Origin of the sequence: Halomonas alimentaria (assembly GCF_009902005.1) — a bacterium.
Lineage (GTDB): Bacteria > Pseudomonadota > Gammaproteobacteria > Pseudomonadales > Halomonadaceae > Halomonas > Halomonas alimentaria.
Map to the genome: position 1 here is coordinate 1,036,207 of NZ_WUTT01000001.1, position 17,697 is coordinate 1,053,903.

The 17,697-nt window shown below is 66.4% G+C and carries 16 protein-coding genes; 10 read left to right on the plus strand and 6 right to left on the minus strand.

Features of this window, described 5'->3' with window-relative positions:
* Window positions 1–64: 64 nt before the first annotated feature.
* On the minus strand, window positions 65–292 hold the full coding sequence (locus GRB96_RS04950) for a helix-turn-helix domain-containing protein (RefSeq protein WP_161431027.1): 228 nt from the start codon (window positions 290–292) through the stop codon (window positions 65–67).
* A 101-nt stretch (window positions 293–393) separates the two neighbouring features.
* Between GRB96_RS04950 and GRB96_RS04955 the strand changes: the two genes are divergently transcribed.
* Window positions 394–981, plus strand: coding sequence for a hypothetical protein (locus GRB96_RS04955; protein ID WP_161431028.1), 588 nt, complete (start codon window positions 394–396; stop codon window positions 979–981).
* Entirely contained in the window at window positions 978–2,366 is a 1,389-nt protein-coding gene (locus GRB96_RS04960) for a DEAD/DEAH box helicase (RefSeq protein ID WP_161431030.1), read from the plus strand. Before GRB96_RS04955 ends, GRB96_RS04960 begins: the two co-directional genes overlap by 4 nt.
* 513 nt (window positions 2,367–2,879) lie before the next feature.
* Here the strand turns inward: GRB96_RS04960 and GRB96_RS04965 are convergent.
* The 3 genes from GRB96_RS04965 to GRB96_RS04975 all read right to left on the minus strand — a co-directional run bounded on the left by GRB96_RS04965 (window position 2,880) and on the right by GRB96_RS04975 (window position 5,188).
* Window positions 2,880–3,083, minus strand: coding sequence for a PA3496 family putative envelope integrity protein (locus GRB96_RS04965; protein ID WP_161431032.1), 204 nt, complete (start codon window positions 3,081–3,083; stop codon window positions 2,880–2,882).
* Window positions 3,084–3,281: 198 nt separating this feature from the next.
* On the minus strand, window positions 3,282–3,716 hold the full coding sequence (locus tag GRB96_RS04970) for a PAS domain-containing protein (RefSeq protein ID WP_161431034.1): 435 nt from the start codon (window positions 3,714–3,716) through the stop codon (window positions 3,282–3,284).
* A gap of 158 nt (window positions 3,717–3,874) precedes the next feature.
* Window positions 3,875–5,188 carry an MFS transporter gene (locus tag GRB96_RS04975; RefSeq protein ID WP_161431035.1) on the minus strand — a complete coding sequence of 438 codons (1,314 nt, stop codon included), beginning with the start codon at window positions 5,186–5,188 and terminating at the stop codon, window positions 3,875–3,877.
* Between the two features lie 104 nt (window positions 5,189–5,292).
* On the opposite strand from GRB96_RS04975, the gene GRB96_RS04980 reads away from it, so the two are divergent.
* A complete protein-coding gene (locus GRB96_RS04980) occupies window positions 5,293–6,177 on the plus strand; it encodes a DMT family transporter (protein WP_161431037.1) in 885 nt (294 codons plus the stop codon).
* A gap of 22 nt (window positions 6,178–6,199) precedes the next feature.
* Here the strand turns inward: GRB96_RS04980 and GRB96_RS04985 are convergent, their stop codons facing one another.
* Complete coding sequence (locus tag GRB96_RS04985) at window positions 6,200–6,865, minus strand: arylesterase (RefSeq protein WP_161431038.1); 666 nt, start codon at window positions 6,863–6,865, stop codon at window positions 6,200–6,202.
* Between GRB96_RS04985 and GRB96_RS04990 the strand changes: the two genes are divergently transcribed.
* The 7 genes from GRB96_RS04990 (at window position 6,864) to GRB96_RS05020 (ending at window position 16,886) form a co-directional block, all read left to right on the plus strand.
* The gene (locus GRB96_RS04990) at window positions 6,864–7,580 is read left to right on the plus strand and encodes an ABC transporter ATP-binding protein (RefSeq protein WP_161431040.1); all 717 of its coding nucleotides are present in this window, start codon (window positions 6,864–6,866) and stop codon (window positions 7,578–7,580) included. The two genes, GRB96_RS04985 and GRB96_RS04990, sit on opposite strands and share 2 nt — an antisense overlap.
* Entirely contained in the window at window positions 7,577–10,159 is a 2,583-nt protein-coding gene (locus GRB96_RS04995; protein WP_161431042.1) for an ABC transporter permease, read from the plus strand. Before GRB96_RS04990 ends, GRB96_RS04995 begins: the two co-directional genes overlap by 4 nt.
* A 24-nt stretch (window positions 10,160–10,183) precedes the next feature.
* Complete coding sequence (locus GRB96_RS05000; protein WP_161431044.1) at window positions 10,184–11,611, plus strand: polyphosphate:AMP phosphotransferase; 1,428 nt, start codon at window positions 10,184–10,186, stop codon at window positions 11,609–11,611.
* 58 nt (window positions 11,612–11,669) lie between these two features.
* Window positions 11,670–12,830, plus strand: a complete 1,161-nt coding sequence (locus tag GRB96_RS05005; RefSeq protein ID WP_161431046.1) for a hypothetical protein — start codon at window positions 11,670–11,672, stop codon at window positions 12,828–12,830.
* 129 nt (window positions 12,831–12,959) lie between these two features.
* Window positions 12,960–14,225 (plus strand): serine hydroxymethyltransferase, encoded by a 1,266-nt coding sequence (gene glyA, locus GRB96_RS05010; protein ID WP_161431048.1) that lies wholly within the window; start codon window positions 12,960–12,962, stop codon window positions 14,223–14,225.
* Window positions 14,226–14,423: 198 nt separating this feature from the next.
* Window positions 14,424–15,833 carry an MBL fold metallo-hydrolase RNA specificity domain-containing protein gene (locus GRB96_RS05015; protein WP_161431050.1) on the plus strand — a complete coding sequence of 470 codons (1,410 nt, stop codon included), beginning with the start codon at window positions 14,424–14,426 and terminating at the stop codon, window positions 15,831–15,833.
* A 75-nt stretch (window positions 15,834–15,908) separates the two neighbouring features.
* Window positions 15,909–16,886 carry an arsenic resistance protein gene (locus GRB96_RS05020; protein WP_205743494.1) on the plus strand — a complete coding sequence of 326 codons (978 nt, stop codon included), beginning with the start codon at window positions 15,909–15,911 and terminating at the stop codon, window positions 16,884–16,886.
* A 6-nt stretch (window positions 16,887–16,892) separates the two neighbouring features.
* On the opposite strand, the gene GRB96_RS05025 is transcribed toward GRB96_RS05020, so the two are convergent.
* Window positions 16,893–17,519 carry an ankyrin repeat domain-containing protein gene (locus GRB96_RS05025; RefSeq protein ID WP_161431052.1) on the minus strand — a complete coding sequence of 209 codons (627 nt, stop codon included), beginning with the start codon at window positions 17,517–17,519 and terminating at the stop codon, window positions 16,893–16,895.
* Between the last annotated feature and the right edge of the window lie 178 nt (window positions 17,520–17,697).

The following is a 17,697-nucleotide window of genomic DNA, read 5'->3' on the forward strand; positions in this document are numbered from 1 at the left end:
TTAATGCAGGCATTGACTTACTGTCTCACTTTTTAGGTGAGAAGAGAGCGTATGGCAGTAAAGCTCAGCTGTAGAGCTCTGTGGCCGCAGGAAGAAGAGTGGCTGGGTCACAGGCCAGCACTGTAGCGATGCGGTAAAGCTTCTCCACAGTGATGTTGACCTCCCCTCGTTCAATTCGGCCTACGTAGCTCCTATCTATGCCACTCAGCAGTGCCAAGTCATCCTGAGATAGACCGCGCGCCTTCCTGCGGTGTCGAATCCGCTCCCCTATTGCTTTCGCCAGATGGTCCATGGCCGCCTCAAAATCTCTTGAGGCGGCACTATCATGCGTTTGCGGACCGTCAGGCCACGGATTATAATCCGCATTTCACTCTTTTCCCCCCCGGACCTCCCATGAAGCCCAATACGTTCACCCTCGACACACGGCTGTATGAGCTCCTTCAGGAGGAAGGGCTTGATCGGTTCACCACACAGGACCTTCGGGATGCCTTCGCGTCCAGGCTGGAGGAGGGCTCGTTCCAGCTGAAGGATGTGCGGAGGTATGTGTATGAGCAGATACGCCGCATGCTGCGCGTGGGCTGGCTCGTGCTAGACGATGAGCGCAAGAGCCGCGGGCAGGTCTATCATCGTCTTCCCATGCCAGAGAAATTGAGGTTAAACTTAATTAGTAATGGCTTTGAGGCTAGCCTCACGCCCAGCAAGACCAAGAAGCGGACGTCCGCCGAGGCTGCGCCTACCTCAGCTCAAAGCTGTGCTGGATCAGAGGTCTACCAGCGACTAGAAGCAACGCGCAAGGAGGTCCGCCTGGATCTTCTCGCCTCAATGGGAGAGGCCGAGCGTTACAAGCAGCTAATTAGCGACATGCCATACCTGAGAGCCCGTGTGGAAAGTGAGTATCAAGAAGCCAAGGACCAAAGTTATCGGCTGCTGGGCCACCTGCGTGCGGTGGAGAAGACGATTTCTGCATTGTCCTCGCCATGAAGTTACCGCGACTCAGACTGTGGCAGCAGCGCTGCATTAAAGCGGCGCTGCCTCATTTTTCTACCACACCACACTTTTTGTGCCAGGCAACACCGGGCGCTGGCAAGACGCGATTGGCAGCAGAACTAGCACGCTGTCTCTTTGAGAATAATCAGATAGATTTAGTCCTTTGCTTTGCGCCCTCATGCCAGGTAGTAGAAGGCTTTCGCCAGACCTTTTCAGAAGTGCTGGGCAAGCGGCTTGATGGCTTGGTCGGTGCAGTTGGGGGTGCCTATACCTACCAAGCTATGGATTATAGGGATGAGTCCTTCTGGCAGCTTCTCAATGACTTTCGTGTGCTTGTCGTGTTTGATGAAATACACCACTGTGCAGGACATGACCCCCTGTTAAGTAATGCCTGGGGTCAGAAAATCCTTCAGAGAGTTCAGGATCGCGCCGCTTACACATTGGCACTTTCGGGGACTCCATGGCGTTCTGATGACCTGCCCATCGCTTTAGCACGCTATTCATCACCAGAAGGTGAGTTGATCTGCGACTTTCGGTACGGCCTACGAGAGTCCATCATTGATGGTGTGTGCCGATCGCCGCGTATTGTTCTTATAGATAATCATGAGGTTAAGCTAAAAGAGGAGCTGAAGCTTGAGAGCACTGCCAGGCTCTTTCCAAGCATTGCTGCATTGCTCGGAGACTCACCGATCACCTACGAAGACCTTCTTCGCCACGATGATGTTATGCATCATATATTGGGGTTGGGCTGTGAGAAGCTAAATGAATTGCGGTGCATTAAGCCTGATGCCGCGGGCCTGGTTGTTGCTACTGATATTGAGCATGCCCACCAAATTGCCGGAGCATTGGAAGCTCAAGGAGAGGCATGCCATGTAGTTACAAATCAAACCCAAGGTGCGCAGCAGGTTATTAATACATTCCGACATAGTGATTGCCGTTGGATTGTGGCAGTAGGAATGATCAGTGAGGGAACAGATATTCCACGTCTACAGGTGTGCTGCTATCTCAGTCGCATCCGGACTGAGCTTCACTATCGTCAGGTGCTGGGAAGGGTGTTAAGGAGAATAGGGCAGAGCGATGATCATGCTTGGCTGTTCATGCTAGCAGAGCCCACTCTTCAGCGCTTTGCGAAGCGGACTGCGGAGGACCTCCCAGATGATTTAGCAGTGCTGACCCAGGTGGAAAATCTTTCATCAAAATCTCATCGGCCGCACGGTGCAGCAGGCAGTAAAGGAGGAGCTGATGACGCTTCGAGTGTCAGCTTTAGCCTTCTGGAGAGTGACCTCCTTACAGCTCCGTATGAGAGTGGTGGCGAGGCCCAACCTCACTACCAAGTCAGCTTTTCTAGCCATTACCGACAGGTCCTGCTCGACCTATAGGTTATACAGCCTTTTCCAAGACATTACTCATGTTGTGTCATGGAAAATAACTCCATATAACGTTTGATGCATTCCCAGCTGCAGCAGGCGAGGTGCCACTGTGTCGCTTAACCCGGATCGGGGCTTCAGGTCACTTTAGCTGATCCGGGAAAGCTGGTCCGGAAAAAAGAAGCGGCTAAAATGAACTCAAATGAGAAGTATTCTTTACAAGCGCTGGGTCGCACAGCCCTCCTCCAAAAAGTTAAGTTTTCAAGCCAAATTGGGCCAAAAAGCGGTAAAGCTAACTGAAAATGTTGGTTTTGAGTAAAGGGGGGAGGGGGCGGACTGCTTGGGTAGGCTGGAAAGCCTGTTGTCACGGGATCAACCCATCCGCCCATGGAAAGTTAACGAAAAGGGAATGGCGCAGAGAGGCATATTGCGCCATGGAGTTCCACTTGGTTGAAGGATTGGCTGACCCACGGATGATAGAGCCCGCAACAGGCAAAGGCCAGCCACTGTCCCGCTCCGGCGGGGCTACTCCTCTTCGTCGATGGCCCAGTCGTCCTCGATGGCGCGGCGTAGACGCCGCTCCTCGAGCAGCGCCTCCACGCGGCGTCGGGCGCGCAGGGTGTCGGCACGACTGGAAGCGCGGGGGCGCGCGTAGTCGTCATCGTTCATCGCGTCGGAGAGTTCCTGGTCGTCGTCGTATCCAGGATCGAGAAGGTGTTCACGGCCCATGTGGTGTTCCTCCCATGGCCAGTGGTCGACGGGCGTCGACCGATCACGTATCGCTTCTCTTCCTCTGTGCGGCTGTGGAATCCGAAGCGCCCAGGCAACGGGGTTGCCTGGGCGCTATATATATGCAACGCGAGGGGAGCACAAGCCCCGCCGCCGGTTTTTTTGCAGCACCGCGCCGGGTGATCGCCCCGGGACGGCTTACTCCAGGCCGTGCTCGGCCTTGAGGCGCTCCAGTTCCAGCTGGGCCTCGACCCGCTCGGTGACATCCTTCTGCACGCCGATGTAGTAGGTGAGGTTGTCGTCGTCGTCATGCACCGGCGTGATCGAGAGCTCGTTGTAGAACAGGGTGCCGTCCTTGCGGTAGTTGCGCAGCACGGTGCGGCAGGGCCGTCCCTCGGCCAGCGCCTTGCGGATGGCCACGAGGCCCTCCTGATCGCGGTCGTCGTTCTGCAGGAAGCGGCAGTCCTGGTAGAGGATCTCGTCGGCGCTGTAGCCGGTCAGACGCTCGAAGCCCTGGTTGACGTAGATCAGGATGTTCTCGTCGCCCTCCTGTTCGGCGACCACGATGCCGTCCTCCGAGGCGTCGATGATGCGCTCGAGCAGGTCAGGGCTGATCAGTGGGGATCGTTTCATGTCGGGTGTTCCATTATGGGCGTTCCTGTCGCGTATCCGGTCCTGGCCGCCTGGGTGACGACGTGCGTTCTGCACTCGATTGTGCCAGATAGCATGGCCAGTAGCCGGCGGGATTTCAACGCGGCCCAAGGCTCGTCGCCGATAGCCGCCGCAGTCGGTCACTCCACCTCGGGAAGCCGGCTGGCGCTGGCGGCGGCGGCCAGCGCCATGCCGGCGAGCACCACCAGCAGGGCGGGACTGCCCAGCCACTGGCCAAGGGCGCCGACCGCGCCGCCCACCACCAGCAGAAGCACGCCGGTAATGGTGTTGGAGAGCGCCACATAGAGGGCGCGCTTGTCGCCGCCGGCCATGTCGACCACGTAGGTCTTGCGGCCCAGGCGCACCCCGGCGTGGACGATCACCAGCAGCGCATAGACCAGCGCATAGGGCCAGACCGTCTGGGTCCAGCCGCCCGGCAGCCAGGCGATGGCGGCGCCGAGCAGGCAGCACGCCGCCGCGCCCAGGCCAGCATCGCGCATCACCCGCCGGCTCGAGGTGTCGGCGCGCTTGCCCCATACCGGGCTTGCCAGCATGCCGGCGAGCCCCGAGACCACGATCAGCACCCCCAGGCCACCCAGTTCGGTGCCGCTCTGCTGCTGGCCGAGCAGCGCCACCCAGGGCAGCGCCAGGGCGCTGGCCAGCAGCAGGGTGCGGGAGACGTTGAAGTGCAGGAAGGCGCGATCCTCGCGCAGCAGGCGCAGGCCCAGCTTGATGCTGTCCCAGGCGTTCTCGCCGCCCTCTACCGCGCCGGGGGCCTCGCGGATGCGCGCCGCGCACAGGGCGTTCAGCGCCCAGCCCAGCGCCGCCACGCCGAGCAGCACGGCCAGCGCGATCTCGCCGGGTCGATCCTCGAAGAGCATCAGCACGCCGCCGGCGGCCAGGGTCACGGCCCCCGCCACGCTGCCGCTCCAGCCCATCAGGGTGCCGCGGCGCTGCTTGGCGATGGTCTTGCCCAGCACGTCCTTGGTGGCGATGGAGGAGAGCCCCCGGGCCAGCGAGAGTGCCACCAGGGCGACGAGTACCAGGCCCCCGCCGATGGCGCCTGCGCCGAACAGCGCGAGCAGGGCGAGTACCGCGGCGGCGGCCGCCTGGAGCAGGCCACCGGCCACCCACACCCACTTGCGCTGTGGCTTGAGGCGGATGAAGCCGGCCACGAACAGCTGCGGCAGCAGGGCGCCGGATTCGCGGATCGGCACCAGCAGGCCCACCATCCATAGCGGTGCAGCGATCACCCCCAGCAGCCAGGGCAGCACCAGGCGTGCGCTGGATAGCTCGTCGGCCAGCTTGTTGCCCAGCGAGGCGACCAGGTGCAGGAAGAAGCTGCGCGGCTGCTCGTCGCAGGCCTCGTCGGGAATGTCCTTGCACATCCGGCTGTCGTCGTCGCCGGTCAGCCACTCGTAGAGGCGGCGCTGGCTGATCTCGGGTGCGGCCATGGGGGCTCCTCGCTGGTAGGATGGGTCCCCTATTGTCGCGACAGGGAGGCCGCCGTGTCACCTATAAGACTTCTCGACTGCACCAGCCACCGGAGGCCGGCCTCATGACCCGCGATGGCCAGGCAATGCTTTACGGCCTCGGCGCCGTGGCGCTGTGGTCCACCGTGGCCACCGCCTTCAAGGTGGCGCTGGGCTACATGTCACCCCTCGAGCTGATGTGGCTCGCCTCGCTGGTCTCCTGGGCGCTGATCGGCCTGCTGGTGGCCCGCCAGGGGCTGATGGGCCAGGCGCTGCGTCACGGTTGGCGCACCGCCGCCTGGGCGGGACTGATGAACCCGGTGGCCTACTACCTGGTGCTGTTCGGCGCCTATGACCGCCTGCCGGGCCAGGAGGCCATGGCGCTCAACTACACCTGGGCGCTGGCCATGGCCTTCCTGGCCGTGCCGATCCTCGGTCAGCGGCTGACCCGCATGGATGTAGTGGCCGGGCTGATCGCCTATGCAGGGGTGTGGGTGATCGCCACCCGCGGCGCGGTGTTCGACGTGGCTTTCGCCGACCCGCTCGGCGTGGGCATGGCGCTGGCCTCGACGCTGATCTGGGCGCTCTACTGGCTGCTCAACGCCCGCGACCACCGCCCGCCGCTGGTGGCCCAGTGGCAGAACTTCAGCGTCGGGGTGCCGGTGCTGACGGTGCTGCTGCTGGCCGGCCCCGGCCTTGAGTGGCACGGCTGGCCGGCGCTGGGCGCGGGGGTCTACGTGGGGCTGTTCGAGATGGGCATCGCCTTCGTGCTGTGGCAACTGGCCGTGCACGGGGTGTCGCGCACATCCAGGGTCTCCAACCTGATCTTCCTCTCGCCGCCGGTGTCGCTGCTGCTCCTCTACCTGGTGGTGGGGGAGCCGATCCTGGCCTCGACACTGGTCGGCCTGGTGCTGATCCTCGCCGGCCTCGGGTTGCAGCAGTGGCAGAAGGCACCGGCGGCACCGCAGTAGGTGAATCGAAAGTCCGAAGGCGTCAGCCCTGCGCCTCGGCCAGCGTCAGGCCGTTCTCCTCGAGGAGGGGGGCGAGCTCGGGCCACACGGTGTCGAGAATCATCGGCTGGGCGGCGGCGGTGGGATGGATGCCGTCGTCCTGCATCAGGTTGTCGTCCAGTGCCACGCCCTCGAGCAGGAAGGGCACCAGTGCCAGGTCGAAGTCGTCCGCCAGGCGCCGGTAGACCCCGGTGAAGGCATCGCGGTAGGCGCGTCCGTAGTTGGGCGGGATGTCGATCCCCAGCAGCAGCACCTCGGCGCCCGCCTCTCGGCTCGCCTCGACCATGCGTCGCATGTTGGCCTGAAACTGCCCTGGCGGCAGGCCGCGCAGGCCGTCGTTGCCGCCCAGTTCGAGCAGAACGATGTCGGGGTCATGCTGTCCGAGAAGCTCGGGCAGCCGGGCTGCGCCGCCGCTGGAGGTCTCACCGCTGATGCTGGCGTTGACCACCCGCGCCTTCCCGTCGAGCCGCGCCTGGAGCAGACTGACCCAGCCCGCGTCGGCCTCGATGCCGTAGGCGGCACTCAGGCTGTCGCCCATCACCAGCAGCGTGGGGCGTCCGTCGGCCGACACTGGGCCCGCGCCCAGGGCAAGCGCCAGCAGCCAGCCCAGCGCCCAGCGCCATGCCACATCAGGGAGTCCCTTCTTCATGAATGCTACCTCTCGCAAGGATACGACGCCGATTCTACACGCCGAGCGGCTGAGCAAGCAGGTTATCAGCGGCGAGCGACGGCTCACCATTCTGAGTGACCTGGCGATCTCGGTGTTCCCCGGCGAGACGGTGGCGATACTCGGCCAGAGCGGTGCCGGCAAGTCGACCCTGCTGGGGCTGCTGGCCGGACTCGACCTGCCCACCGGCGGCGAGCTCGAGATGTTCGGCCATCGGCTCGCCGACCTCGACGAGGATGGCCGGGCGCGGCTGCGCGCCGGTCGCGTGGGCTTCGTGTTCCAGAATTTTCAGCTGTTGCCGACCCTCACCGCCCTGGAGAACGTGCTGCTGCCGCTGGAGCTCTCGCCGCGCTCCGACAGCGAGCAGCGTGCCCGCGAGTGGCTCACGCGGGTGGGCCTGGGCGAGCGCCTCGACCACCTGCCCAAGCAGCTCTCCGGCGGCGAGCAGCAGCGCGTGGCCCTGGCGCGGGCCTTCGTCACCGGCGCCGAGCTGGTGTTCGCCGACGAGCCCACCGGCAACCTCGACCCCGACACCGGCGAGCGCATCATCGACGCCCTGTTCTCGCTCAACCGCGAGGCGGGCACCACCCTGGTGCTGGTCACCCACGACCACGCCCTGGCACGGCGCTGCGACCGCTGCCTGCGCCTGGAGCATGGTCGCCTGGCGGAGATGCATCTCGATGAGGTGAGCGCATGAGCCTCTCCGTCCTGCGCCTGGCGCGCTTTTCGGCCCGGGGGCTCGCCCGCGACCTGCGCGCGCCCGACGTGCGAGCGCTGTTCGTGGCACTCGCCCTGGCGGTGGCCGCCTCCACCATGATCGGCTTCTTCCTCGACCGCCTGGACCGCGGGCTGACCCGCCAGGCCAGCCAGCTGCTGGGCGGCGACCTGGTACTGGAGCAGGGGCGGCCCTTCGACAGTGAGCTGCGCGGCACCCTCGAGGAGGCGGGCCTGGTGCTCAGCGACCAGGTGGATATGGTCTCCATGGTCAGCCTGGGGGACGCCTTCCAGCCCGCCAGCCTCAAGGTGGTGGATGGTCGCTATCCGCTCTACGGCGGGGTGCACGTCGACCTGGGGGAGGGCGTCGAGGTAGTGGCCCGCGGGCCCTCCCCGGGTGAGGTGTGGCTGGCGCCGCGCCTGGCGCTGCTGCTCGAGGCCGAGATCGGCGACCGGGTGCGCCTGGGCGAGAGCGAGCTGGTCGTCGGCGGTCTGGTGGAGCGTGAACCCGACCAGTCCGCGGGCTTCGGCAGCTTCAACCCGCGGCTGATGATGCATCGCGACGACATGGAGGCCACCGAACTGGTCCAGGATGGCTCGCGGGTGGAGTTCGAACTGCTCGCCGCTGGGCCGCCGGACATCCTCGACGAACTGGCGCCGCTGCTGGAGCGACTGCGTCGCGACGGTATGGAGGTCCGCGACGTGCGCCGCGACCGCCCCGGGCTTGGCAGCGCCCTGGAGCGCGCCGAACGCTACCTGAGCCTGGCCGGGCTCGCCGCGGTGCTGCTGGCCGGCGTGGCGGTGGCGATGTCCACCCGACGCTATGTCGACCGCCACCTGGATACCGCCGCGCTGCTGCGCTGCTTCGGCGCCACCCAGGGCGAGCTGACCCGGCTGTTCGGCCTGCAGCTGCTGTGGCTGGCGCTGGCGGCCTCGGTGCTGGGAGCACTGCTGGGGATGGCCGGCCAGGCCGCGCTGCTGGCGCTGCTTACGGCCTTGCTGCCCATGGAGCTGCCGGCTCCGGGCATGCTGCCGCTGTGGCTCGGGGTGTTCACCGCCCTGGCGGTGCTGGTGGGCTTCGCCGGGCCGACGCTGCTGCGCCTCAAGAAGGTCAGCGCCCTCAAGGTGCTACGTCGCGAGCTCGACCCGCTGCCGGCATCGGCCTGGCTGGTGGTGGCAGTGGCCAGCGGCGTCTTCGGCGGGTTGCTGTGGCTCTACTCCGGCGACCCGGCACTGGCGCTGGGTCTGCTGCTGGGAGGCCTGGTGATGCTGGTGGTGCTGTGGGGGCTGGGCTCGCTGCTGCTCGGCGGTGTGTTGCGCCTGGCCGGGCGCCTGCCACGTGACGGGGCGGAGTCAGGCGTCACCCAGGCGCTGCGCCTGGGCGGTGCCCAGCTGGCGCGCCGTCGCACCGCCAGCCTCGGCCAGCTGCTGGCCTTCGCCGTGACCTTCTTCGCCATGGCGATGATCGCCCTGGTGCGCGGTGACCTGCTCTCCACCTGGGAGGCGCAGCTCCCCGCGGACACCCCCAACTACTTTGCCATCAATATCCAGCCCCAGGAGCGCGAGGCCTTCGAGGCCTCGCTCAGCGGTGCTGCCGACGCCCGCAGCGCCCTCTACCCCATGGTGCGCGGGCGCATCACCGCCATCAACGGCATGGCGCCGCGAGAGGCGGTGCCCCCCGAGGCGCGCGGCGACAACGCCCTGCGTCGCGAGCTCAACCTTACCTGGCGTGAGACGCTTCCCGAGGGCAATCGCCTGGTGGCGGGGGAGTGGTTCGGTGCGGAGCAGCAGGTCGAGTCCACTGGCTGGTACGACGAGGTCGCCGCCGAGCCCGGGGTCGAGCGGGTGCCGATCTCCATGGAAGATGGCCTGGCCGAGCGCTTCGGCCTGACCCTGGGCGACACCCTGACCTTCACCATCGGCGCCGCCGATGTGGTCGGTGAGGTGACCAGCCTGCGTGACCTCGACTGGGACAGTTTCCGCCCCAACTTCTTCGTGATCTTCCCGCCCGGCGTACTGGAGCGCTTCGGCCACAGCTATATCACCGCCTTCCACCTTGACGAGGCGGAGCGCGAGGTGCAGCGAGACCTGGTGCGCGACTTCCCCGGTGTCACCCTGCTCAACGTCGACGCCATCCTCGCCCAGGTGCGTGACCTGCTCACCCGGGTGACACGTGCCGTGGAGGTGGTGCTCGCCTTCGTGCTGCTGGCCGGCGTCAGCGTGCTGTATGCGGCGTTGACCGCCAGCCGCCCGGTGCGCGCCCACGAGAGTGGCCTGCTGCGGGTCTTCGGTGCCGGCAATCGCCTGCTCTCCCGGGTGCAAGGGGCCGAGTTTGCTATCCTCGGCCTGGCCAGTGGCCTGATGGGCGCACTGCTCGCCGAACTGGCCAGCGCCGCGCTCTACCTGGCCTGGCTCGACCTGACGCCGCGCCTGCACCTGTGGCTGTGGCTGGCGCTGCCGCTGGGTGGGGCGCTGCTGATCGGCGCCATCGGCCACCTGCTCTCCCGGGACCTGCGCCGCCAGGCCCCGGCGACGAGCCTGGGCCTGCTGGGCGAGACCTGAGATGAACGACATGCGGAGCAGCAGATGAAACAGGACACCCTGCGCTACCGGCTGCTGGAAGCCCAGCTCGAACTGGCCCGGCGTGGTGATCGCGCGGTGGTGCTGCTGCTGACCGGCCATGCGGTGACCCACAAGGGGCAGTTGGTCAACCGCCTCAACCACTGGCTCGACAACCGCCATACCGAGGTCCATGCCCTCGCGCCCAGCAGCGAGGAGCAGGCCAGGCCCTACTGGTGGCGCTACTGGCGGCGGGTGCCGGAGCGCGGGCGGGTCGGCATCTTCATCCACGGTTGGCATGGCGACGCGCTGTTCGCCCGCGCCGAGCGCCGCCTCTCTCCCGGCGCCTTCGAGGATCGCCTGGCGAGGATCCGAGAGTTCGAGGCCGAACTCGCCGCCGCCGGGGTGGTGCTGGTCAAGTTGTGGATGGATATCGGTCGCCATGCCCAGCGCGAGCGCCTGCAGGCGTTGCAGGCCGATCCCGCACTTGCCTGGCAGGTAGGGCCGGTGGAGTGGCAGCGCCACGTACAGCATGCCGCCATCCAGGCGCTGGGCCGGCGCCTGCGCGATGCCACCGATGTCCCCTACGCCAGCTGGAAACGGCTGGCGCTGCGCGCCCCGGACGAGCAGCTGCCGCGGGTGGGGGAGGCGCTGCTGGATGCCCTCGAGGCGCCGTCCGCATCGCCGCGACCGGTGGTGGCTTCGTCGCTGGCGGCCCTGCCCGAGGCCCCCGCGCTGCTCCACACCGACCCCGAGGTCGCCCGGCGCCTCGACAAGTCCCGCTACCGGGAGCGTCTGGCCGCCGCCCAGGCGCGCCTGGCGATCAATGCGCGGGAGGCCGCCCGACGCCGCCTGCCGGTGGTCATCGTCTTCGAGGGGCAGGATGCGGCGGGCAAGGGCGGCAGCATTCACCGCCTGACCGCGGCGCTGGATGCCCGGCAGTACCGGGTGCATCGCATCGCCGCGCCCAGCGACGAGGAGACCCTGCGTCCCTGGGCCTGGCGCTTCTGGCGCCGTCTGCCCGCCGATGGGCGCATCGCCATCTTCGATCGCAGCTGGTATGGCCGGGTGCTGGTGGAGCGGGTCGAGGCGCTCGCCAGGCCCGATGAGTGGCAGCGCGCCTTCGCCGAGATCCGTCAGTTCGAGCAGCAGCAGCTCGAACACGGCGGGGTGGTGATCAAGCTGTTCCTTGCCATCAGCAAGGAGGAGCAGCTGCGCCGCTTCGAGGCGCGCGCCGCCACCCCCCACAAGCGTCACAAGCTGACCGACGAGGACTGGCGCAACCGCGAGCGCTGGGACGACTATCGGCTGGCCATCGACGAGATGTTCGCCGCCACCCACCGCCACGGCGCCGAATGGACGCTGGTCGGCTGCGATGACAAGCGGCGTGCCCGACTGGCGGTCATCGACACGGTCAATGCTCACCTCGAGGCGCGCCTGCAGTCATCCCGTTAGGCTAGACTGCTGCCAGACCCCACGATCACTCAGCTCGATCACACACGGAGGTGATCCCATGCGTTTCCCGAATCCTGCCCCGCCGCGCCGGGCGCTGCCTCTGGCATTTGCCCTGCTGGCCAGCGCCCCGGCATTCGCCGATACCGAGCGTCTCGAGAGCGACCTGCGGGCCCTGGTCGCCGAGCAAGGCGAGCTTGTCATTGGCTACCTCTCCACCTCGCTGCTGGGTGGCGAGACCCGTGCCGAGGAACTGCGCTTCGAGGGTCCCGACGGCGAGACGCTGTGGATCGACCGCTATGTAGTCAAAGGTGACTACGAGCGCCCGGACTCCGTCACGCTGGAGGGCATCCGTGTGGAGGGCATTCGCCTGGAGGACGCCCCGCAGGAACTGGAGGCCTCCCTGGTACTGGGCGTCGCGCGCATCGTGCTGGATGATCCCGGCAGCGCCGTGCCGCCCCGGGACGACGAGGCGCTGGCGGAGGAGTGGCTCGATGTGATGACCCTCACCGAGCTCAGCCTGGAGCACCCCGAGGGGATGCTCGCCTCCCTGGCCAGTCTCGACCTGGATGGCGACTTCGAGGACGGCCAGGGCGGGCTTGCCCTCGAGGCCCTGGCGGTCGACCTGGACCGGCTGATCACGCTCTCCCCCGAGGAGGAGCGCACCCGCCTGCGCATGGCCAGCAATGTGCTCACCGACGGCAGCGGCCAGCTGCACCTGGATGCCGGTTTCGATGCCCGCTGGGAGCCCGAGGACGAGCAGACGGGACGGCTGTTCAGTGACGGTGAGCTGACCCTGCGCGATGCCCTGGTCATGGCGATCGACCTGGAGAGCCTGCTGGCCCTGCCCGAAGGAGCGGAGGTCGCTTCGCTTCTGGCCGACGGGACGCTGCTTGAGGAGGCGGCCCTGGGTGGCGGCCGGTTCGAGCTGCGTCTCGCCGAGCGGGGGCTCTTCGCCCGGTTGGCGACCCTGGGCGCCACCATGGAGGGGATCAGCAAGGCCCAGTATCTCGAGCAGGCGCGTACCCAGGCCGAGGGTTTCGGAATGATGTTCGGTCCCCAGGTGCGCGACCTGCTCAACGGCCTGGTCGACCTCATGGCCGGCGGCGCCGAGGAGCTGGTGGTCACCCTGGATCTGCCCGCGGAGGAGCGCCTCGAGAGCTTCGCCGAGGATCCCCTGGCGCTGCCCGAACGCTTCGCCATGCAGGTGGAGACACGCTGAGCCCGGCAGCCGGCAAGGCAAGATGAATGCGGTGCGGGCCGGGATGACGTCGTTTCATGTGAAAGGGGCGGGGGGCTGGGGTATCATGCCGTGATTCACCTTACCCCCGTGATATGAGGTTTCCCGCCGATGTTCAGCCGTGACATGACGATTGCCGGTTTCGATGATGCTCTCTTTGACGCCATGCAGAAGGAAGTGCAGCGCCAGGAGGCCCATATCGAGCTGATCGCTTCCGAGAACTACGCCAGCCCCCGGGTCATGGAGGCCCAGGGCAGCCAGCTGACCAACAAGTACGCGGAAGGCTACCCCGGCAAGCGCTACTACGGCGGCTGTGAATATGTCGACATCGTCGAGCAGCTGGCCATCGACTACGCCAAGGAGCTGTTTGGCGCCACCTACGCCAACGTCCAGCCCCACTCCGGCTCCCAGGCCAACGGCGCCGTCTTCCAGGCGCTGGTCAAGCCGGGCGACACCGTGCTGGGCATGAGCCTCGACGCCGGCGGCCACCTCACCCACGGCGCCAAGCCCAACTTCTCCGGCAAGCACTACCACGCCGTGCAGTACGGGATCGACGAAAGCGGGCGCATCGACTACGAGGAAGTGGCCAAGCTCGCCCGCGAGCACCAGCCGAAGATGATCATCGCCGGCTTCTCCGCCTACTCCCAGATCATCGATTGGGCGAAGTTCCGCGAGATCGCCGACGAGGTGGGTGCCTACCTGCTGGTCGACATGGCCCATGTGGCCGGCCTGGTGGCCGCCGGCGTCTACCCGACGCCACTGCCCCACGCCCACGTGGTGACCACCACCACCCACAAGACCCTGCGCGGTCCGCGTGGAGGCCTGATCCTTTCCAGCGAGGGCGACGAGCAGATCGAGAAGAAGCTGCAGTCCGCCGTCTTCCCGGGCAGCCAGGGTGGCCCGCTGGAGCACGTCATTGCCGCCAAGGCGATCTGCTTCAAGGAGGCCATGGCCCCCGAGTTCAAGGCCTACCAGCAACAGGTGGTCAAGAACGCCCAGGCCATGGCCGGCGTGTTCCTCGAGCGCGGCTATGACGTGGTCTCCGGCGGCACCGAGGACCACCTCTTCCTGCTTTCGCTGATCAAGCAGGAACTGACCGGCAAGGATGCAGACGCCGCCCTGGGCCGCGCCCATATCACCGTCAACAAGAACGCCGTGCCCGGCGACCCGCAGAGCCCCTTCGTCACCTCCGGCCTGCGTATCGGCACCCCGGCGGTGACCACCCGTGGCTTCGGTGAAGGTGAGTGCAAGGACCTGGCCGGCTGGATCTGCGACATCCTCGACGTGATGGCCAAGGGCGAAGATTCCGCCGCCATCGAGGCCGAGGTCAAGGCCAAGGTCGCCACCGTCTGCACCAAGTTCCCGGTCTATCGCTGATCGATGACAGGCTCCTGCCACCGGGGCCGACCATGATAGACAACCACGCCCCGCGCCGTGACAACGGCGCGGGGCGTGGTCGTTATGACATCTTATGCAGGGCGATATGACATATCGTCAACTTCGGATGTGCACCCTCGCCCCGAACCATTATGCTGCAAGTAGAGGCAATTCTGCTGGCCAAGGAGAAGCACGCATATGTCGACACTGACCTTTCTGGGCGCGGTGGGGGAAGTCACCGGGTCCCGCTACCTGCTCGAGGTGGACGGCGAGAACGGGCCCCACCGGCTGCTGCTGGAGTGCGGCCTGCACCAGGGCGGGGCGGACGCCGACCGCGCCAACGAGAAGCCCTTCGGCAAGTTGGTGAAGGAGCTCGAGGCGGTGGTGCTCTCCCATGGCCACCTGGACCACTCGGGTCTGCTGCCCAGGCTGGTGCGCGAGGGCTATCGCGGGCCCATTCACTGCACCCGCGGCACCCGCGACCTGCTGGAGATCATGCTTCAGGATGCGGCCTTCGTGATGGCCAAGGATATCGAGTGGGAGAACAAGTGGCGCAGCCGCCACGACAGGCCCCTGGTGGAAGCGCTCTACGACCTCGACGACGTGGAGCAGACGCTTGCCCAGTGCGTCTCCCACCCCTACGGCCAGCCGGTCACCTTGCCCGGCGGCGTGACCCTGGTGTTTCGCGACGCCGGCCATATCCTCGGCTCGGCGATCGTCGAGCTCAATGTGCCCTCCGGCGGGCAGGAGAAGCACCTGGTGTTCTCCGGCGACCTGGGGAACCCCAGCTCGGTGCTGATGAAGGACCCCGAGAAACTCTATGAGGCCGACCTGGTGCTGATGGAGAGCACTTACGGCGACCGTGACCACCGCCCCCTGGAGGAGACCCTAGAGGAGTTCGCCAAGGTGCTGGAAGAGGCCCACGCCGATGGCGGCAACGTGCTGATCCCCGCCTTCGCGGTGGGGCGTAGCCAGGAGATCCTCTACCACCTCAGCGTGCTCTACCACGAGGGGCGCCTTCGCCAGCAGCTGGTGTTCCTCGACAGCCCCATGGCGATCCGGGTCACCGAGCTCTACCACCGGGCGCGCAAGGCGCTCGACCCCGAGGACCTCAAGGTGCTCAACAAGGCGGCCAGCGGCGACCCCGGCCAGTACCTGCCGGTACTGCGCATGACCCGCACCGTGGAGGAGTCCATGGCCATCAACCGCATCCACGGCGGGGCGATCATCATCGCCGGTGCGGGCATGTGCAACGGTGGGCGTATCGTCCACCACTTCCGCTACAACCTGGAGAAACCCGCCACCCGGCTGGTGATCGTCGGCTTCCAGGCCGGTGGCACCATCGGTCGCCAGATCGTCGACGGCGCCGAGCGTATCCGCGTGTTCGGCCACGACCTGGCAGTGAAGGCGAAGGTGCATACCATCGGTGGTTTCTCGGCCCATGCCGGCCAGAGTCAGCTGATCGGCTGGGCCGGGGCCTTCCGAAATCGTCCGCGCTTCTACCTGGTGCATGGCGAGCCCGAGACCCAGAAGGTGCTCCAGGCGGCGCTGGCCGAGAGCGAGATCGAGGCGGAGATTCCCGCTTACGGTGATCGCATCGAGCTCTAGGTTGCCGCGACAACCTGCCGTCTTGTCGTCACGCGGGCGGAGGCGCAGCGTGACGGTATCGATGGAGCGGGAGGAATGAGCATGATGGGTGTGATCCAGGCGCTGACGCGCAATCTCGTGGTGGCGATACCGGTGACCCTGCTGCTGGGGCTGGCCTTCGGTGCCATGGCGCCGGTGGGTTGGCTCTCGATGCTGGTGATACCGCTGACCCTGCTGATGATCTACCCGATGATGGTCAACCTGCGCCTGCGTGAACTGCTGATGGGCGGCGACGGCCGCGCCCAGGGGCTGGCCCAGCTGATCAACTTCGCGGTGATCCCCTTCGTGGCCTTCGGGCTGGGCCTGTGGTGGTTTGCCGACCAGCCTTACCTGGGGCTGGGGCTGCTGCTGGCCGCACTGCTGCCCACAAGCGGCATGACCATCTCCTGGACCGGCTTCGCGCGCGGCAACCTGCCGGCGGCGGTGAAGATGACCGTGGTCGGTCTGATCCTGGGTTCGCTGGCCACGCCGATCTACGTGAAGTGGCTGATGGGGGCGGCAATCCCGGTGGATCTGGTGGCGGTGTTCCGCCAGATCATCCTGGTGGTGGGCATTCCCATGCTGGCCGGCCAGCTCACGCGACACTTCCTGATCAAGCGCCATGGCGCCGAGGGCTTTCGCAAGCAGTGGGCGCCGCGCTTTCCGCCGCTCTCCACCCTGGGGGTGCTGGGCATCGTCTTCGTGGCCATGGCGCTCAAGGCCGACGACCTGCTGGCTAGTCCCGGGCTGCTGCTGGATATCGCCGTGCCGCTGCTGATCCTCTACGCCGTCAACTACCTGATCAGCACCCTGGTGGCCCGGTCCTGGCTCTCGCGGGGCGACGGCATCGCCCTGGTCTACGGCACGGTGATGCGCAACCTCTCCATCGCCCTGGCGCTGGCGATGAACGCCTTCGGCGAGGCCGGAACCGACGCTGCCCTGCTGATCGCCCTGGCCTATATCATCCAGGTGCAATCCGCGGCCTGGTACGTGCGCTTCTCGGATCGCCTGTTCGGGCCGGCCGAACCGGCCTGAGACGGGCTACTTGCCGGCGCCGGCGGCTTCCAGGCGCGCGGCGATCTCCGTGTGGCCATTCTCCCGCGCCCACTGCAGCGGTGTGGTGCCGTCGCCGGCCACATGGGCGGGGTCGGCACCCTGCGCCAGCAGCAGCTCGACCAGCTCCGGGCGGCCATCCTTGGCGGCCCATGTCAGGCTCGACCAGCCCGCCTCGTCATCCACGGCATCGACATCGGCGCCGGCCGCAAGCAGTGCCCGGCTGGTGGCTTCCTGGTTGTTGACCACCGCCACCAGCAGCGCCGTGTAACCGGCCTGGTCGCGGTGCTTGGTATCGGCACCGCGGGCCAGCAGCGCCTCGAGCATTTCCAGATGGCCGTTGGCGGCGGCCTTCATCAGGGCTGTCCAGCCACAGCGGTCGCTGGCATCCACCGCGGTGCCGTCGTCGAGCATCGCCAATACCCGCTCGGTTTCGCCATTTTCGGCGGCCAGGGTCAGCGCCGTTCGGCCCAGTGGGTCCACCGCTTCCGGCTCCGGTTTCATGAGGTCAGGCCCGAACATGAAGGCCACCACCAGTGCCAGCGGCATCAGGATGCCGGTCAACAAGGGGTAGCGCCGATAGGGCAGGGTGATCCATTGCCAGATTCGGGACATGCGTGCCTCCGCCAGTGGTGTCGTTGACCTCGGTGCATGATGCCCTTTTCACACACGTTCTGGCTGCGGCACGTTGTCCCGCGCCCGGGTGGCTGCATTCCTGTTGATACACATCAAGGTGCGGCCACATGCCTCATGCCGACGCGGCAGCTTCTGGACTACGCTGGGATTAACATTG